This is a genomic window from Xanthocytophaga agilis (assembly GCF_030068605.1).
GTDB lineage: Bacteria > Bacteroidota > Bacteroidia > Cytophagales > 172606-1 > Xanthocytophaga > Xanthocytophaga agilis.
In genome coordinates, this window is the sequence record NZ_JASJOU010000001.1 from 751288 (window position 1) to 768629 (window position 17342).

19 protein-coding genes are annotated in these 17342 nt (G+C 39.0%); 10 read left to right on the forward strand and 9 right to left on the reverse strand.

Annotation, left to right across the window (positions count from 1 at the left end):
* Nucleotides 1-885 precede the first annotated feature (885 nt).
* Both QNI22_RS03065 and QNI22_RS03070 read left to right on the forward strand, forming a co-directional pair.
* Entirely contained in the window at nucleotides 886-1032 is a 147-nt protein-coding gene (locus QNI22_RS03065) for a hypothetical protein (RefSeq protein WP_314509133.1), read from the forward strand.
* A gap of 203 nt (nucleotides 1033-1235) precedes the next feature.
* Nucleotides 1236-1775 carry a hypothetical protein gene (locus QNI22_RS03070; RefSeq protein WP_314509134.1) on the forward strand — a complete coding sequence of 180 codons (540 nt, stop codon included), beginning with the start codon at nucleotides 1236-1238 and terminating at the stop codon, nucleotides 1773-1775.
* Nucleotides 1776-1802: 27 nt separating this feature from the next.
* On the opposite strand, the gene QNI22_RS03075 is transcribed toward QNI22_RS03070, so the two are convergent.
* Both QNI22_RS03075 and QNI22_RS03080 read right to left on the reverse strand, forming a co-directional pair.
* Entirely contained in the window at nucleotides 1803-2603 is an 801-nt protein-coding gene (locus QNI22_RS03075) for a helix-turn-helix domain-containing protein (RefSeq protein ID WP_313992743.1), read from the reverse strand.
* Nucleotides 2604-2673: 70 nt separating this feature from the next.
* Nucleotides 2674-4089, reverse strand: coding sequence for an aldehyde dehydrogenase family protein (locus tag QNI22_RS03080; RefSeq protein WP_314509135.1), 1416 nt, complete (start codon nucleotides 4087-4089; stop codon nucleotides 2674-2676).
* A 623-nt stretch (nucleotides 4090-4712) separates the two neighbouring features.
* Here QNI22_RS03080 and QNI22_RS03085 point away from each other — a divergent pair.
* A complete protein-coding gene (locus tag QNI22_RS03085) occupies nucleotides 4713-5234 on the forward strand; it encodes a DinB family protein (RefSeq protein ID WP_314509138.1) in 522 nt (173 codons plus the stop codon).
* Nucleotides 5235-5380: 146 nt separating this feature from the next.
* On the opposite strand, the gene QNI22_RS03090 is transcribed toward QNI22_RS03085, so the two are convergent.
* From QNI22_RS03090 to QNI22_RS03100, 3 genes are read right to left on the reverse strand one after another with little or no spacing between them, the layout of a single operon-like run.
* Nucleotides 5381-5611: a thioredoxin family protein gene (locus QNI22_RS03090; protein ID WP_314509139.1), complete on the reverse strand. Its 231-nt coding sequence runs from the start codon at nucleotides 5609-5611 to the stop codon at nucleotides 5381-5383.
* 5 nt (nucleotides 5612-5616) lie between these two features.
* Nucleotides 5617-6501, reverse strand: coding sequence for a dihydrodipicolinate synthase family protein (locus tag QNI22_RS03095; RefSeq protein ID WP_314509141.1), 885 nt, complete (start codon nucleotides 6499-6501; stop codon nucleotides 5617-5619).
* A gap of 56 nt (nucleotides 6502-6557) precedes the next feature.
* Nucleotides 6558-7055, reverse strand: coding sequence for a cupin domain-containing protein (locus QNI22_RS03100; protein WP_314509142.1), 498 nt, complete (start codon nucleotides 7053-7055; stop codon nucleotides 6558-6560).
* Between the two features lie 100 nt (nucleotides 7056-7155).
* On the opposite strand from QNI22_RS03100, the gene pdxR reads away from it, so the two are divergent.
* Entirely contained in the window at nucleotides 7156-8574 is a 1419-nt protein-coding gene (gene pdxR / locus QNI22_RS03105; protein ID WP_314509143.1) for a MocR-like pyridoxine biosynthesis transcription factor PdxR, read from the forward strand.
* Nucleotides 8575-8603: 29 nt separating this feature from the next.
* On the opposite strand, the gene QNI22_RS03110 is transcribed toward pdxR, so the two are convergent.
* Complete coding sequence (locus tag QNI22_RS03110; protein ID WP_314509144.1) at nucleotides 8604-10085, reverse strand: serine hydrolase domain-containing protein; 1482 nt, start codon at nucleotides 10083-10085, stop codon at nucleotides 8604-8606.
* An 89-nt stretch (nucleotides 10086-10174) separates the two neighbouring features.
* Nucleotides 10175-10747, reverse strand: coding sequence for a Crp/Fnr family transcriptional regulator (locus tag QNI22_RS03115; protein WP_314509145.1), 573 nt, complete (start codon nucleotides 10745-10747; stop codon nucleotides 10175-10177).
* Between the two features lie 309 nt (nucleotides 10748-11056).
* On the opposite strand from QNI22_RS03115, the gene QNI22_RS03120 reads away from it, so the two are divergent.
* Together QNI22_RS03120 and QNI22_RS03125 are read left to right on the forward strand one after the other, a co-directional pair.
* Complete coding sequence (locus QNI22_RS03120) at nucleotides 11057-11233, forward strand: hypothetical protein (RefSeq protein ID WP_314509146.1); 177 nt, start codon at nucleotides 11057-11059, stop codon at nucleotides 11231-11233.
* Nucleotides 11234-11359: 126 nt separating this feature from the next.
* The gene (locus QNI22_RS03125) at nucleotides 11360-11848 is read left to right on the forward strand and encodes an alpha/beta hydrolase (protein ID WP_314509147.1); all 489 of its coding nucleotides are present in this window, start codon (nucleotides 11360-11362) and stop codon (nucleotides 11846-11848) included.
* A gap of 365 nt (nucleotides 11849-12213) precedes the next feature.
* Here the strand turns inward: QNI22_RS03125 and QNI22_RS03130 are convergent, their stop codons facing one another.
* Complete coding sequence (locus QNI22_RS03130) at nucleotides 12214-13065, reverse strand: AraC family transcriptional regulator (protein ID WP_314509148.1); 852 nt, start codon at nucleotides 13063-13065, stop codon at nucleotides 12214-12216.
* Between the two features lie 227 nt (nucleotides 13066-13292).
* Between QNI22_RS03130 and QNI22_RS03135 the strand changes: the two genes are divergently transcribed.
* The 3 genes from QNI22_RS03135 to QNI22_RS03145 all read left to right on the forward strand — a co-directional run bounded on the left by QNI22_RS03135 (nucleotide 13293) and on the right by QNI22_RS03145 (nucleotide 15782).
* Entirely contained in the window at nucleotides 13293-13862 is a 570-nt protein-coding gene (locus tag QNI22_RS03135; protein ID WP_314509149.1) for a lipocalin-like domain-containing protein, read from the forward strand.
* Nucleotides 13863-14064: 202 nt separating this feature from the next.
* Nucleotides 14065-14805 carry an SDR family oxidoreductase gene (locus tag QNI22_RS03140; protein ID WP_314509150.1) on the forward strand — a complete coding sequence of 247 codons (741 nt, stop codon included), beginning with the start codon at nucleotides 14065-14067 and terminating at the stop codon, nucleotides 14803-14805.
* A 65-nt stretch (nucleotides 14806-14870) separates the two neighbouring features.
* Nucleotides 14871-15782: a helix-turn-helix domain-containing protein gene (locus QNI22_RS03145; protein WP_314509151.1), complete on the forward strand. Its 912-nt coding sequence runs from the start codon at nucleotides 14871-14873 to the stop codon at nucleotides 15780-15782.
* Nucleotides 15783-15820: 38 nt separating this feature from the next.
* Here QNI22_RS03145 and QNI22_RS03150 read toward each other — a convergent pair whose 3' ends face one another.
* Entirely contained in the window at nucleotides 15821-16828 is a 1008-nt protein-coding gene (locus QNI22_RS03150) for an LLM class flavin-dependent oxidoreductase (protein ID WP_314509152.1), read from the reverse strand.
* Between the two features lie 115 nt (nucleotides 16829-16943).
* Here QNI22_RS03150 and QNI22_RS03155 point away from each other — a divergent pair, with 115 nt between their 5' ends.
* Nucleotides 16944-17327, forward strand: coding sequence for a winged helix-turn-helix transcriptional regulator (locus tag QNI22_RS03155; protein ID WP_314509153.1), 384 nt, complete (start codon nucleotides 16944-16946; stop codon nucleotides 17325-17327).
* The last annotated feature ends 15 nt before the right edge of the window (nucleotides 17328-17342 follow it).

Consider the following 17342-nt stretch of genomic DNA (forward strand, 5'->3'; position numbering starts at 1 on the left):
AAAAAATATAGGTAAGGTTTCTTAATAGTAGATAAACAGGTGTTAAAAGTATACCTATTAAGCGGTCGTATACCAGTGAAAAAACATAAATTGGGTATCTGTCTCAATGTATATTTCAAATTGGCTCCAGTCAAATTGCGAAACGGACGTTTGTAGAATATTCTCCTTATTGAGAGGTGATAAAGCAAGAAATTCTTCTCTGGTTACAACTTTATTTTCATGTGTAATGACAACGGACTGACTACGGTGAAGATAGAAGCTTAGTAAATCGGGTTGTTCTGCGATGGGTTTATCAGGGTGAAAAGTAGAGTCACTATATCTGGGTCTTAACCACCAATCGGTGCTTCTTAAAATATCTTCTTTGGTATAAATTGAGAAATCAAGCCACTCTTATCTCAGATAAAGAAATCTGTTTATGAGTATAATTAAGGCTTCCTTCTGATCCTTAACCAGATTTTTATCTATTGACAGAATGGTAGCAATTTCGGTTTCGCTTTTGTTCAAATCAAGAATAGAAACCTGAACTGGTTTTGTAAAACCGTTCAATGCCTTATCTAAGTAGATCTCAATATCTTCAGTTATAAAATCCAGCACATTCATGTATAGTCGTTAGTACTGTTTGATCTGGCAAAGTTTAGGAAATATCTTCTGAAATGCCAAATCAATACGTATGATAACAACTCAGTTGGGGAATACCCAAAATGTTTATTGGATGCAAACAAAAAATAGGATAAATCCTCAAAGCTTACCTCCAGATATACTTCAATAGGTCTTCTTCTTTTCTTTATCAAATAGTAATATAGTTGCTCGTCAGGGTTTAATTATAAAGATGCGGCAGTTGGATGAAGTAATTGAGTGTCACAATAGTGCCAATTCCTGTGATTATTGTTAAAGATAGTAACTCGTGATCTCCAATCCTTTCAGAATCTGATGATGGATCAAATGGATGGGCAAGGTGAAATAGGTAAGATGAAATCAATGTTGGTGTTGTCTGTACTAAAAGATAGTAAAAAGCTGCCTATTCCAGAATAATGTGTTGCTTGTAATCTTTTTGAGACTGTAAGTATATTGGTATGCTGAAATATATCCTCAATCCGCCTTAGATAGGTATAAACATTTTGAAGGTGTGATAGTTGTATACTGTATTGCTCATATGTAAAAGGAGAGCCGCCAATACAATCACAACTATTTGGATAGTTGAAATAATAAGGCTATATACTAATAACCTGAAAACTATGGCAGCACAATCCAATGCTGAATCGGAAGAAGAATTTCGTTCAGAAGTTAAACAAACAAAGAAGCATTTAGCAAACCCTCCAGTTTCAGTTATCAGATTACTGACAGGGATTATTGCCCGTATGGAGGCAGAAGCCAACCGATTGCATGAGCATCCATATCTTCAATCTGAAGAGAATGCATCGGATTCTCCAACAGATTCATTATTACCCCTGACTATGCTGGAATGGACAGTATATAAGGATTTGAATGCTGTTATTGCTACACACAATGGAATTATTACAATATGTACAAATACACTTGCATCTATTTTAGCAGATCATACCTATAAGAGAGAAGAGGTTATTGAATTGTTTCATGAATTTGAACAGGCTATAAACCTGGAACCTGACTTTCTCAATGAGGCGAAGAAAAAGATGTTTACCAGAGAAATCCGTATAGATATGTTACGGAGGGTACTTTGTACAACGAAACTTGACAGTGAAACATGGTATAGGATATACAGAGATTTGCCAGATCTAATAGAGGGTTCTCTATAAAAGAGTCGTTTGACTTGAAAAGAAGTACTAAACCATAGAAGGGGATACCCCATAGGCTTTCTTGAATACATACGAAAAATGGGACAGATCTTCAAAACCCAGATCCAGATAAACATCAGAAGCTGTTTTCTTTTTCTCTTTGATAAGATAATAAGCTTCTTTCAATCTACGATGAATCAACCAGTGACTGGGTGTATCCTGAAACACTTTTTCAAAGTCCCGTTTAAAGGTTGATAAACTACGACCTGTAAGATAGGCAAACCGTTGCAGATCTACATTAAAATGGTAGTTCTGGTTCATAAAAGCTTCCAGATCTATTTTGCCAGGTTCTGAAAAGTCAAACAGAATATTCTTTAACTCAGGTTTTAGTTGTAAGAGCAGAAGCAGAGCTTCATTTTGCTTCACAGTCAGCAAAGCTTCGTTTTCTTTCTGAGTAAATAGTTGCTCATAGGCCCGTAAAGATTCCATATAACTAATCAATACTGGCACATGGGTCAGAGGAATAAATGCAGGTGTATTTACTGTCTTATCTGGTTTATACCCATACTCCAGATTAAACCTACGTAACGTATCCTGATCAAAATAGATACTGACAGAACGATACTCTCCATCTGCTGGTGGTTGTTTGGCGTATTTAGCCAACTGATTACGCCGACAAAAGTATATATCACCTTGCTGAAAGGACTGACGGGTAGTGATATCACTCATTTCCATACTACCGGACACAATATAACTGATAGTATGTTCGGGGATAAATTGCTCTCCAGCTCTGCTACGATGAAAATAACAGGAATATTGTATTGGTAATGTGGATGGCTTAGTACTCATAAAGAAAAAGTAATGTAAAGAAAATGGTTTACAAACGATAAATTGTCTGTAAACCATTCCGGAATAGTGTTTATTCAATAATGGTTTTAGGTTCCAGATAAGCTTCCAGGCCAAAGATACCATATTCCCGTCCAAGTCCAGATTGCTTAAAGCCACCAAAAGGCGCCATTGGATCATGTTTCAGACAGTTGATCAGTACCCGTCCTGCATGTAACTGCCCAGCAACTTGATGTGCCCGCTTCTCATCAGAGGAACTAACATATGCCTGCAATCCATAATCTGTGTCATTGGCTATCTCAATGGCCTCCTCTTCTGTTTTATATGAGATCACAGATAGTACAGGACCAAATATTTCTTCTCTGGCAATACGCATTTGGTTGTTTACATTCACAAACACAGTTGGTTTGACAAAGTTTCCTGCTTCAAGGCCTGAGGGCTGTCCAATACCTCCAGTTAGTAATTCTGCACCTTCTTCCAATCCTAACCGAATATAGGATTGTACACGATCATATTGCTTTTTGCTTACCAAAGGACCTACAGCGGTATCTGCGTCCTGTGGGTTTCCTACTTTCACGTGTTCAACTGTTTCTTTTACTAGTTTTTTTACTTCTTCCAGGTGCGTTTCAGGTACTAATAACCGTGTACCTGCCACACAGGCTTGTCCACTATTCATAAACGCTGCCTGAATCGCCAATGGAACAGCCGTTTCAAAATTAGCATCTTCCAGGATAATATTAGGTGATTTGCCACCCAGTTCCAGCGTAATTCGTTTCATGCTATCCGCTGCATTTCGGGCAATGGATTTACCAACCTGAGTAGAACCTGTAAATGAAATCTTAGCAATGTCCGGATGGCGACTGATTTCAGCGCCTACTACATCCCCACGACCATTTACAATGTTAAACACTCCAGCAGGCAAACCGGCTTCATGCAAACATTCTGTAAGGATCTGCGTTTGCAGCGCACTCATCTCGCTAGGTTTGATCACTGCGGTGCATCCTGCTGCGATGGCGGTCGATAATTTGTTAGAAATAAAACTATTGCTTGCATTCCAGGGTGTAATGATACCTACTACACCAACAGGTTCCATATGCACCTGTGATTGGCCTACAGTTCGTACTAGCTCTACTTGTTTTAGCGTCTCCATCGCACTTTGAATACTGTTTAGTGCATTGAGTGTACTCATTTTGGAGAATTGCAGCGTGCCCCCATATTCCCGAACCATCACTTCCGTAAGTTCATCCTGGCGCTTGGCTATTGCCTCATACATCTTTTGCAGATATTCCAAACGTTGTTCTTTGGTTGTCTGTGAGAAGGATTTGAAGGCAGCTTTTGCACTGGCAATTGCTTTACGTGTATCTTCTACATCACCGAGTTGGACAGTGCCAATTACTGTGTTATTGCTTGGGTTAATCAGTTCAGCAACTTCTGTTCCGTGTGGAGTTACAAAGGCTCCGTTTACATAGATTTTATCAATTGTTTTCATCGAGTTGATTGTTTTTGTTTCTACAAAAGTCGACAGATTATGCTGGGTTTACTTTGCTAAAAAGTTCAATGTTGGTTTGTTGTAAAGTTCAACTTCGATGCTTACATAGCTTTTAATCTTTGCTGGCGAATTTCCATAAACACGGAAAGTACTACCTTGTCTCATGTGAGGAAAAGGTCAGAAATTACACTTTTCCATGTCAGATATAAGGTTTTTTAGAGGGTTTGTTAAGGTAGAGGATTGAGTTTTAATGATTTAACTGCGCAGAGGCTCCTTTTACGAATAAAAGAAAAAAAGGTATATGTGTATGGTAATGAATAAATTATGACTTTACAAAGGGGGTATGAATGTAGTATCTTTGTATTGTTAGTCAAGCAGATATATCCTCAGATGTAAGTCTGATATAAATATAAAAATACGAATTTAGGTTGTAAGTGGTTTGTTACTGAAATTCTCCGAAGGTCTCCCTCGGAGAATTTTTGTTTTTAGAAGTGTAAAGTATTGTTTATCTATCAACAAATGATCAGATAAAACATTTGTTGTCGCAATTCCACCCATACTTTGACGGATACACACAGCATTCAATGAAGTAGAAATGGTGAACTTTGTGAAAAAAGATCACTATGATACCTGCATCAGAAAAAGATACACTTTATGAGGCATTGGCAGAAGCCTTTGAAGCCTTTATCTCAATGATTTCTCAATTTGATGAATCGGTTGTAAATACTGCTCCCTTTACTGGAAGCTGGACTCCAGCTCAGGTGGTTACACATATTTTGCTGGCTACAGATGGTCTTCCAGATAGCAAGATAACTCCGACAAATCGTGTGTATGATTCCTGTCTTCCTCAGATTCGTCCCTGGTGGGAGGACTGGAACCAAAAGTTTCAGTCACCTGAAAGCCTGGAACCAGACAGTCTCCCTCATGAAAAAAGTGAACTTATCACTGAACTAAAACGTGTGAAGGATAAAGACCTGGCTATTGTCAGAGAAAAAGATCTGACTATTATCTGTCAGGATTTTGAGCTGCCCGGCGTTGGGTATCTTACCCGGTATGAATGGCTCTGGTTTATCCAGATGCATTTGAAACGTCACAAATCTCAGTTGGAAAATATGGTAAACAGAAGTCTGGAGGCAGGAAGATAAGGTACAACAGTCCATAGCATCTCTTTTATTTAACGGCTATCCTCTTACAAATACTAAGGTCCTGAAGACCTGTCAATAATTGCCATATATACAAACAATCATTTCCTGGCCTTCAGGACCTTAGTATTTTAATTATTTCAATGGTATTATTTTAACTCTTCTATTGAAGCACCAAAGTTAATGTGCAACACATTTCCATTGGGTGTTACCAAGGCAGGAACAGATTTTACACCTGCTTTTTCGGCCTCTGTAACTTTTGATTTGTCTGTTCCTAGATGGACTACCTCAACTTGTTCAGAAGGAATAAGGGTTAAAATATCCTGTTCTGCACTTACACAAACAGGACAACCTGCATGATAAAAAACTGATTTTGGCATTTTGTTTACTTGTTAATTTGTGAAAGAATAGTTTTTAATTCTGCTGATTCAATATTTGTCAAGGGCTTTAACGGACTTCTCAGCTGTCCTCCGTCTTCTCCCAGGATGTTTAAGCCAGCCTGGATAGCTCTTGGCAATCCTTTGGATACGATAAATTTCAATAGGTCTAGTTGTTGATAGAAAACACGTTGTGCTTCAGCCAGGTCATTATTTTGAATAGTATTGTACAACTGCGTCGTTAATTCCGGTATCAGATTAGGAGCTGCGGTACACCAGCCGTTAGCACCTGCTGCAAAAGCAGCTAGGGCCAGCGGATTAGAGCCATTGTAAAAGGCAACATCTTCACCTAATTCCTTTCGTAAATAGTGCATTCGCTGTATATCACCTGTACTTTCCTTAATCATTGTCACATTGGGAATTTTCAGCAAACGTTTCAGCAATGCTGGTGACATATCTACCCCGCCGGTTGCCGGGTTGTTATATACCATGATAGGAATGGATAGTTTGGAAGCAACTGCATCATAATGTTGTACAATCTCATCATCAGTAAGTTTCCAGTAACTCATCGGGATAATCATTACTGCTGTGGCTCCTGCTTTTTCTGCAAACCGGGCATGATAAATGGTTTTATCTGTTGTAAGATTAGATACACCTACCAGAGTAGGTACTCGGTTTGCCACTTGTTGCATAGTAGCTTCTGTGACAGCCTCCTTTTCTTCGTCTGTCAGATAGGGTAATACACCTGTACTTCCCAAAGGAGCAATACCATGTGCTCCTGAAACAATTAACCGATCTACCTGTTTTTTGAACAAAGGAATATCAACTTTTTCCTGATTGTCAAAGGGAGTGATTGGGTAGGCTATTATGCCTTTGAATGAAATGGACTTCATTTGAAACGTTGTGGGTAAGGATAATAATTCTTGAAAAAGAAAGGTTTGTTCTTTGGTTACAGATCTCTTCCTTCTTCTTCACGAAGGGCAACACCCAGGTTTTGTAGTTGTGGAGCATTCTCACAGGCAATATATTTTGCAGGTTCTGTATCGCTCAGATTCTGGTGTCTGTGCCAGGCCCAGGATGGAATATAAACGGCATCACCTGTCTGCCATTCAATGCGTTCGTCTTCGATTTCGGTCCACCCTTTGCCTTCAAGCACATATAAGACTGTTTCGTAGGTATGGCGATGGCGGTTGGTTACTTGTCCAGGTAAGAGTCCGCCAATGGTCAGACTTACATTCTTACTGGGTAAATCTACAAAGTAAACAGGGTGTTTTCGTTCGGTTGAGAATTGATTATGCTCACCTGCATTCACTATATTCCTGTGAATAAGATGGGATGGCTTTACATATACTGGTCGTGCATAAGTTTTATGAAAATCCTTGGAGCTAAATTGTTTTTGTTCTTCCTGAATTTCCATTGCTGCTGAAGTTGTTTCTGGTTTAGTCATAGCAGAGTTTATTTTATGTTTTTTGCCTTATTGCCTTACAAAAATAGAGTACCTTTGGACTACTATACTGATACAGTTTTACTAAAAATAGATAGTCCAGATGCTTCGACCATGGAAATTAGAAATCCAGTTAGATTATACTGCTGAGAAGGCTATTTACCTCCAAATAGCTGATGCCATTATTGCAGATATACAATCAGGAAGAGTAAAAGGGGGGACGGCCTTGCCGGGGAGCAGGGCACTGGCACAGGAGTTGAAGGTAAACCGAAATACAATAGTGGAAGCGTTGAATGTACTGCTGACAGAGGAATGGCTGGTTTCTAAAGAACGAAAAGGGACTTTTGTGGCAGATACATTGCCTTCCCTTGTCAAAGATCCAGCTAGCAATTTCTCTGTTACTACCAAGGATAAAACACTGAATGTGTTTCGTATTAATTTTGATGATGGGCATCCGGATAGTAAGATTGCACCTGTGGCAGAACTAGCCAGAGCATACCGACAGATTTTTAACCGAAAAGCCCGGTGGCAGATGATGGGATATAGTAGCGAACTGGGGGATATAGAGTTTAGAAAATCAGTAGTCCAAATGCTTAATCACCAACGGGGAATGCAGGTAGATGAACATTCCATCTGTATAACCAGAGGTAGCCAGATGGCAATGTATTTAACAGCTCACTGTCTGCAGGAGAAGAACAAATACATTTTAGTAGAAAATCCCGGATACAAGCCTGCCTGGAAAGCATTTGAACAAACTGGTGCCAGGCTATTGCCTGTTCGGGTAGATCAGGACGGATTGGTTATTGAAGATGTAGTAGCGCACTTAAAATCAGGTAAAAAGATAAATGCTATCTATACCACACCACACCGGCAATATCCAACGACAGTAACACTAAGTCTTCAGCGAAGACTTGAGCTTATTCGGTTGTCTAATGTGTATGGATTTACGATTATTGAAGACGACTACGATAACGAATTTCATTTTGGATATCGACCTGTATTTCCATTATCAAGTTTTACAGAGCTAAAACACTATGTATATATTGGCACAATGAGCAAAGTAGTGGCTCCCGCACTGAGAATCGGATATCTGGTAAGTAACGACACTACTTTGATTGACAGGGTTGGATCTTTACGAAAAATTATAGATGTACAGGGTGATGTTATAATGGAGCAAGCTGTTTTGCAACTTATCAAAGATGGTACTATAAAACGGCATCTGCGAAAGGCAACCCATTATTACAAATCAAAAAGAGATTTTATGGCAGAGTTACTAAAAAAGTATCTGTCAGAGAAAGCCGATTATACTATTCCTGATGGTGGACTGGCTTTTTGGGTTGTTCCCAGAATGAAAGTAAACTGGGAACAGGTTTCTGCCCAACTTCAGACCAAAGGGATTAAAATCATTACACCTGACGACTACAGTTTTGATAGTTCTGTAAACGGTATTCGTTTAAGTTATGGTTCATTGTCAGAAGAAGATTTGGAAAGAGGAGTTCAAACGTTGGCCTTGTTACTTTGATGTTTCATGTCGCAATTTATCTGGATTAACTATGACGCAATAAGGTCAGATTTCCTGGCTTTGGTAAGCAGGATAAGTTGTCTGCATGCAATCAGTATATTCACTATGGCCACTATCCCCAACCAGATCATTATCTCAGGCATCATAAGAAAAATACCTTCCCAATGTAAAACCCTCCCAGATGCAAAAGCGATAAGGTGAGGCATGAATATCAACAGACAGCATGGTATCAATCGTAAGGAAAGAACGAACCAGGATCGCCATTTAGAGCCTTTTGAATAATTGACTATCCACTTGGAACTGCGATAAAGTCGGTAAATGCCCATTCCTAGTGCTATTCCTATAGCCAATATACTTAGCATCGCATACCCATTATTTGAAATACCAGATGCACCTATAGGTTGGTTGCGTAAAAGTGTGATTATTCCTTCCATAAATCCATGAAAATCCTGAAAAGCATTGATACCATTGTTACATAATACTACAATCCCATAGCCTTCCTTTGTTAACAATGTTTGCTCAGATTGGTATGTCCAGAGAATGCCACCATGAGACAGTTCTCCATTGTTGCCTGCTTTCCATCCCATGGCATAGTTACTTTTCACACCAGTAGGAGGGGTATGCAAGATTCTAATTCCCTTCGTGCTCAGTAGTTGTGTACTATCAATCGTTCCATTGTTTAGCTGCAACCTTAGCCAGTTAGACATATCATTTACTGTAGAAACCATTCCTGCTGAACCAGAGACAAACCAGTCTTGCTCTTCTTTAGGCAAAGAAGTGCCAAATAATGAGTAGTATCCCTTTGCCAGGTTGCCTCCCGTTTTTGTATAAAATTCCTGAGTATGTGTCACATTTACTGTATGATTCATATGTAGGGGATCAAAAATGTGCTTTTTCAGATAGTTTGAAAAATCTTCCTTGCCAACCACTTCTATCAAACGAGCCAGGATCTGGTAATTGGGATTGTAGTAGTGATATTTTTGTCCGGGATTATTAGTTAGATGTGCCTGCTGAAGATTTACCATTGCTCTTTCCAGCGAATGAGGCTGATCGAGTTTCATATCCGGAAAACCCAGATCAGACAAGCCACTGGTTTGGTAGAGTAGTTGCGCCACAGTGATTTTAGCACCTTCCGGATCGTTAATATGAAACGTGGGCAAGTAATGAGCAACCGGAAGAGTAAGGTTGATCTTGCCTGCATCTACCAGTTGCATTACGGCTAGTGCTGTAAAGGATTTGCTTAAGGATGCAATGGCAAAAGGTGTGTCACCAGTAATTATATGATTGCTAGTGGTTTGTCCATATCCTTTTGAGAAAAGTATTTTGTTTTTGTCTACAATGGCAACAGCTATTCCTGAAATATTGGTTTTTTGTAGATACTCCTTAATAAAGCTATCAATAGCCGTTGTATCAATCTGATCTGGAATATGTTGTGTTGGAGTAGCTAACGTAACTTGTATCAGATATAGCCAATAACTGAAAAAAAGAAATAGTGTAAGGTAGGTTTTCATAGGTATAGGTGAAAAAGAGTGTAGCTGCAAAATACACCTAAAAAAATGACGGATTTATATACATATGTAAAGAAATCCAGTCTTGGAAATTATAATAGGAGTTTCCTTCTGATACGACTTAACTGGGTAGGGGTGATGCCTAAAAAAGAGGCAATATGGTATTGGGAGATTTGTTGCTCTAAATCGGGATAGTTCTTCTGAAATTGTAAATAACGTTGATCCGCGTTAAGTACAACAATTTCTACTTCCTTCTTTTCATTTTCTACAAAATAATTTTCTGCAAACTTTCGGGCGAGCCTCTCCAAATCCGGATATAATGGATATAAACTACTAATGGTTATATAGTCAGCTTTTAGGATCTGACAATCGGTTAAAGCTTGCTGAGTAAACAGGCTGGGTGTACCCGTGATCAGGGAGGCATAACTACCAATTATAGATGGAAATGTGAAAAATCGTTTATTATACTCAGAACCATCCCTGGTTCGATGAAAGGCTCTTACCACACCCTTTTGTAAGAAAGCAAACTCTTTAGCTACTTGCCCCTCTTGAATATAATAAGATCTTTTTGATAGAACGGAATAGCTAAAATGAGATTGGATAGCCTGCCAGGTATGCTCATGAAGTGGAGAAATTGCATTCAAATAGGTTTTAAGTGATTCCATGAGGTTGTACCTGTCTTAAAAATAGCAAATGTAAAGTTGCACTTCTCAAAGTGTAATAAGTGAGATTATGTCTAACTTACCAAATTTTTTACAAATAACATATATCCTTACTTACTCGTATTTCTTCAGTTGGATTCGTTTATGGTAAGTAGATTGTTTGAACAAAAATGATAGCAACTTTTATAATTAACAAAAGATCTTGCTTCTATGTAAACTATTCTTTTTCGCAATCACCCTTTGTTTTGTTATTTTTTACCCTGTAGTGCTTTAGAATAATAGTAGATATTTGCTCCATTAATTTTAGCTGTTATGCAACAAAAAGAAATCAAGCTATATGAGAGATCTGTACCAGGATCTGAGAACTGGAATTGGACAGAAGACAAAAATGATCGGAACAGAGCAAATATTATGACGGTATATAATGTGGTAGATCCGACATTAAGCGTTTTTTACCTGACCCCGCAGTTACAACTGGAACTTCAGTGATTGTTTGTCCCGGAGGTGGATTTCACTTTCTGGCTATTGATCATGAGGGGACTATTATTGCAAAAGAGCTGATAAAGAAGGGAATTACTGTTTTTGTTTTAAAATACAAGCTATTACATATTTTTAGTGATAGCCCTTTCGAGGATATGCTTACAACGGAAGATCCTTCCGGTTATTCCACTTGCTATTGCAGATGGAAGACAAGCCATAACTTACGTCCGGCGACATGCTGAAGTGTATAAGATAGCTGTTGATCGAATTGGCATCATGGGCTTTTCTGCTGGAGGTCTGGTAGCTGCTGCTACTGCTTTTGAGTATACTGCAGAGAATCGTCCTGACTTTGTGGTTCCTGTATATGCCGACTTACCTGAATGGATACAAGATCCCATGCTCCCTAGTGCACCTCCCTTGTTTCTGGCTTGTACGCAGGATGATGAATTCGGATTTGTTACCCATGCCTTAAAACTATACACAAAATGGTATACAGCCCAACGTCCGGTAGAAATGCATCTATATACAAAAGGAGGGCATGGCTTTGGGGTAGGCAATATCGTTGATACTACTTACCAATGGCTTGATCAGTTGAGTAGATTGTTAGCTGTATTGGGAATGTAACCCGGAAATTTGTCATTGATCAGAACTATGTTCAATACGGAAAAATATCTAAACTATGGTCAAAATGACAATTGATGGCTGATTGATTGGGTAACTATCCATCAAGCAAAGCGACCTTGCTTCGAATCTCTTTACAAAATGACTGGAACTTTGTTCACTTTCAATTTTGACTGGAGTTCCAGTCATTTTTTGTTTTAACCGGAATACCAGTCGCTTTTCAGAAATATTCGAATAATGTTCACTTTTACCTTTGACCAGAACTCAGTTCAATTTTGAGAATGACCATACTTCCAGTTATCGGTATAGTCTCTTATGACCTTTGGTATATTTTCTATAACAAAAAAGATTTATGTAGTGCAGAGCTTTTACTGTAAGGGAATACTGTTCATTCTTCTGAAATCAGACGGGTTCATGCCTTTGTATTTTTTAAAGGCTCTATTCAGGTGGCTTTCGTCTGTAAAGTTAAACTCATAAGCAATCTCATTTATTCGCATGGCACTATGTAACAGTCTTGTTTCTACTAATCTCATTTTATAGTTGACTATATAGTTTTGCAAGGTGTCTCCTGTCTGTTTCTTAAAGTAGCGTCCTAAGTAATTAAGTGAAATATTAAAATGTTGGCTTAACTTATGTGCTTTCAGATTTTTGGGCTCGAAGATATTCTGCTGAATGTAATTTAGCATTTCTAGGATAGGTTCACCTGTTGATTCATTGATATTCTTAGGCAGTTTTAATGCAATATTTCTGGCAACAATCGTAATAATTGTATTAATGATTTGTTCAGATATACGATTGTAATAGAGCTGTTGATTAGTTTGTTCATTCAAAATACTCTCTACAAGCATAGCAATGAAAGGTTTGTCTACTTTGTTTTTTAGTATACAGCCAGGACGGTGACTGGCATTTTGCAGGATATATTCTACCTGTTTGACTATGTCTTTGTCTTTGCTGATATTATCCTTCACATACAATTCATTAAACCGTAGGAAAAAGAACGTTGTAGTGGTATCAATCACAAAGGAGTATTCATCCTGAGGTGTCAGTAAGAACAAGTTTCCCTTCCGGTAATTGAAGTGATTTTTATTGACAGTCTGCACACCTGTTCCATCAACGACATAAATCAGTTCAAAAAAGTTGTTACGCTTTGTTGTTCGGGTATAGCGTTGTAATTCCTTCCATTCGATTTCGTATTGCCTATATAATGTTGCTCCATGCATGGTTGTATAGTACAGAATAAGTGTAAAGTTTTACAAATCGCGAAGGATAGCAAATGTATACTTTTGTCTTAATAAAACTCTTTAACGATAAGAGAATTAGTAATCAGAAGAAGAGTAGAAGCTATAGCTGCTTTTTGAGAAATACTTATATGTATGAACAAAGATTGTTTCTGAGAACACTTTAATCAACCTATACTTCACTGGGTTTTAAACCACAAAAAAGCAACATGAACAAACTATTCACAGTGATTTTACTGTTTGTATCTGTATATTCTTCAATAGCTCAAACAAATAGCAATCAGGTAGCGAAAAAAGGAGAGAAGAAGTCTGTCGATGTATCAGTCTCAGAAGACCAGGATGCTGGGTTTCCTCTTGCCGGAACTTGGATGTTAAAGGCAGCACAGGTACTTCTTCCGGATGGAAGTCTGGTTACAGACACTGCCTATGGGAAAAATGCAAAAGGTGTTTTGATGATTGATTCCGACGGACAGTACTCCTTACAGATCTTTCGACCAGATCGCCCAAAGTTTGCCTCAGGGGATAAGAAGCGAGGAACACCCAAGGAATACGAATCTGCTCTTTTAGGAATTAGCACCCATATAGGGCATATCAAAATGGATACTGTGAATAAGGTATTGACGTTTCAGATTGACTATGCCGCCTACCCAAACTGGGAGAGTACAACGCAAGTCCGAAAGTTCAGACTTTTGAATGATGAATTGTATTATCAAGTACCATCCACTGTCGCTGCCGGAACAACTGCAGTGTCGGTCTGGAAACGTGTCAGAAAAAAGTAAAGCAAGAAAATAGGTTTGTTGGTTACTGATTTCCTATTTTCCTGGCATCATTTGTCAGAATTGGTTATTTCCCATTCATAAAAAACATTACTCCTTGAGAAACACCATTTCGACTACAACTTCTGCATTATTGGCTACTTTTTTATTTGTAATCGTTGTGACCTTTGCCTCATCACAAAATCAATAAAAAACGTAGAATACTATGGAACGTACATTGGAAGGTAAGGTCATTGCTATTACAGGGGCTAGTAGTGGTATAGGTGAAGCAACTGCATTGTTGCTGGCAGAAAAAGGAGCTAAGGTTGTATTGGGGGCACGCAGAACAGAACGTTTGCAAAGTCTCTCGGATCGTATTGAGGCAGCAGGAGGATCTTGTATCTGGTTAGAAGCAGATGTAACCCAGCGGAACGATCTCCAAAAGCTGGTGGATCTGGCTTGTGAACGGTTTGGAACACTGGATGTGATAATCAATAATGCCGGGGTAGGACAGTTGTCGCGTATAGATGAACTGGATGTAGAAGGGTGGGAGCAGATGATAGATGTGAATCTGAAAGGTGTATTATATGGAATTGCAGCCGCTATGCCTGTGTTTCTGAAACAAGGATCAGGGCATATAGTGAATGTAATCTCTACATCGGGAATTAAAATTGTTCCTACACAAGGTGTATATGCTGGAACCAAGAATGCAGTTCGTACTATCACAGAAGCGCTACGGCAGGAGTCGGCTGGACAGGTACGGGTAACAGGTATTTCTCCTGGATTTGTTCAGACAGAGATGCCCAATGCTATGAAAAATGTAACTATGAAAAATGCGATTAGAGATACTATGGAATCAATTGCCATTTCTCCTCAGGCTATTGCCCGAGCTATTGCGTTTGCGATTGAGCAACCAGCAGATGTAGAAATCGGAGACCTTGTCATTCGGCCTTCTGTACAGAATTGAGCGTATTATTGCCCTGTTAGGCTGGGGAAACTTCCTCCTTATATGTTATTGCTACTATTTCAATTATGAAAACAACCGCAGAACAACCTTATATTTTTGAGAATATCTCTGATCTGATGCGGCGCCTGGAGCAGCCTAAGCCTTTACACCCGTTGGTAGCATTAGTAAACTATGGTAGCATTAAAGTAAATGTGGCAGATGTTGGACAACGGTTTGGGTTAAATTTTTATAAGATTTCCTTTAAAACAGATTTCAAAGGACAGGTCAGGTATGGACAAGGATATTATGATTTTGAAGAAGGAGGATTGGCATTTCTGGCTCCCAACCAGATTGTTACTGCCTACGAACAAGAGAAAACATATGAAGGGTATACCTTTTTCTTTCATCCTGATTTTATCCGGAATTACCCGTTGGGAAAACGCATTCATACCTATGGTTTTTTCTCCTATGCTGTTTCTGAGGCATTGTTTTTATCAGAAAAAGAAAAAGAAACTATTAGGTCTGTTTTTAACCATATTGCATTGGAACTGGAAAACAATATTGATCAGTTTAGCCAGGATGTGATGATTTCACAGATAGAATTGTTACTCAATTATAGTAATCGGTTTTACCACAGACAGTTTCTTACTCGTAAAACAGTGCACAATGAATGGCTGGAACAAATGAATAGTTTTTTAGCTGATAGACTGGATAATGCGGTGTTGAGTGGTTTGCCCAATGCACAAGAACTGGCTGATTACTTGAAAGTGTCACCACGCTATCTGACAGATATGCTGAAAACACTAACAGGCCAGAATACACAACAGTATATTCATGGCCTGTTGATGGAAAAAGCCAAAGATCTGCTTAGCATCAGTCAACTGAGTATATCAGAAATAGCCTATAAACTGGGCTTTGAACATCCCCAGTCTTTTCATAAACTGTTTAAACAAAAGATGGGGATGTCACCTGTGGCATTCAGGCAGTCGTTTGAGTAATAATGTTGTTTTAATACAACTTTGTTTCTTTACATTCATCACAACTCTTGCATAATCTCAGCAAAAATCCGATAGGAGTTTAACCGATCCTCATGGTGGTAAATATGTGAGGCAACCATGATCTCATTTACCCCTGTTTGTTTCAGAAACTCAGTTGTTTGTTGTTTTACTGTTTCTTTGCTACCCACAAAAGTATATTTTAACATACGTTGCAGGGCAGGATCATGAGAAAGCTGGCGTAACTGAGGTGTCATGTCAATCGGTTCCTGCATGTAATCACTTTGTCCGGTAAGTACACCAACAATCAGACGGATTAATGTAGTAGAGATACGTTCAGCTTGCTGATCCGTTTCTGCCGCAATGACATTAATACAAGCAATAGTATACGGTTCCTGTAAGAATGACGAAGGCTTAAACTCATTGTAGTAAATATGCAGAGCTTCAAATAACTGGGCAGGAGCAAAGTGGCTGGCAAAAGCATAAGGTAATCCCAATTTGGCTGCTAGATGGGCACTGTCAGTGCTTGAACCTAGTATATAGATTGGTACAGAGACACCTTCTGCTACTGTAGCCCGAACTTTAGCACCTTTGTTATCTGATGAAAAATACTGCTGAATCTGTTTGATCTCTTCCGGAAACTGGTAGACAGATTGCATCCTGTCTGAACGGATAGCATGAGCTGTAACCTGGTCAGTGCCAGGTGCTCTGCCCAAACCTAGGTCAATGCGATCAGGGTAGAGAGAGCCAAGGGTGCCGAATTGTTCAGAAACAATAAGGGGAGAGTGATTGGGTAGCATCACACCTCCTGAGCCTACCCGTATTTTTTTAGTACCTCCGGCAATATGGCCGATTAGTACTGAAGGGGCTGAACTGGCAATACTTGCCATGTTGTGATGTTCAGCCAGCCAGAAACGTTTATAACCCAGCTCTTCGGCTTTTTGCGCAAGGTCAAGGCTTTTTTCGAATGTTTGGGCTGGAGAACTGCCATTGGCTACACTGGCTAGTTCCAATATAGAATAAGAGAGAGACTTTCGGTTACTTGTCATTTTTCACTGATTTGAAAAAAAGAAACTATTGCTCTTTAGTTACACAAAGGAACTAAGGTTAGTTCGGATTTGTAACCATTTATACTCTGATAGTGGTAACTTTGAAGTAACTAAAATGAATCGCGAAAAATTTGCCTACAGTTCCTGTCCACTTGTAAAAGCTATGACAGCCCTGGGTTCCAAGTGGAAACCAATTATTGTATGTGTAATCCGGGATAAGAAAGTCCGGTTTGGACAATTGGCAGCTATTATGGATGTCATCTCCAGAAAGGTACTTACTGACCAGTTGCGTGAACTGGAGGCCGATGGCATTCTGATTCGGGAAGAATTTAAGGAGTTACCACCTCGTGTTGAGTATAGTCTTACACAGAAAGGACTGGATCTGTTACCGATTTTTTCTTTGCTGGAAGAGTGGGAGACCAAATATGATCCACAATCAGAAGTGATACATTCAGTAGTCCATTCGTTACATGAACCTGTGCTTACCGAAAAGGACTAGTAATAAAGGACTAGT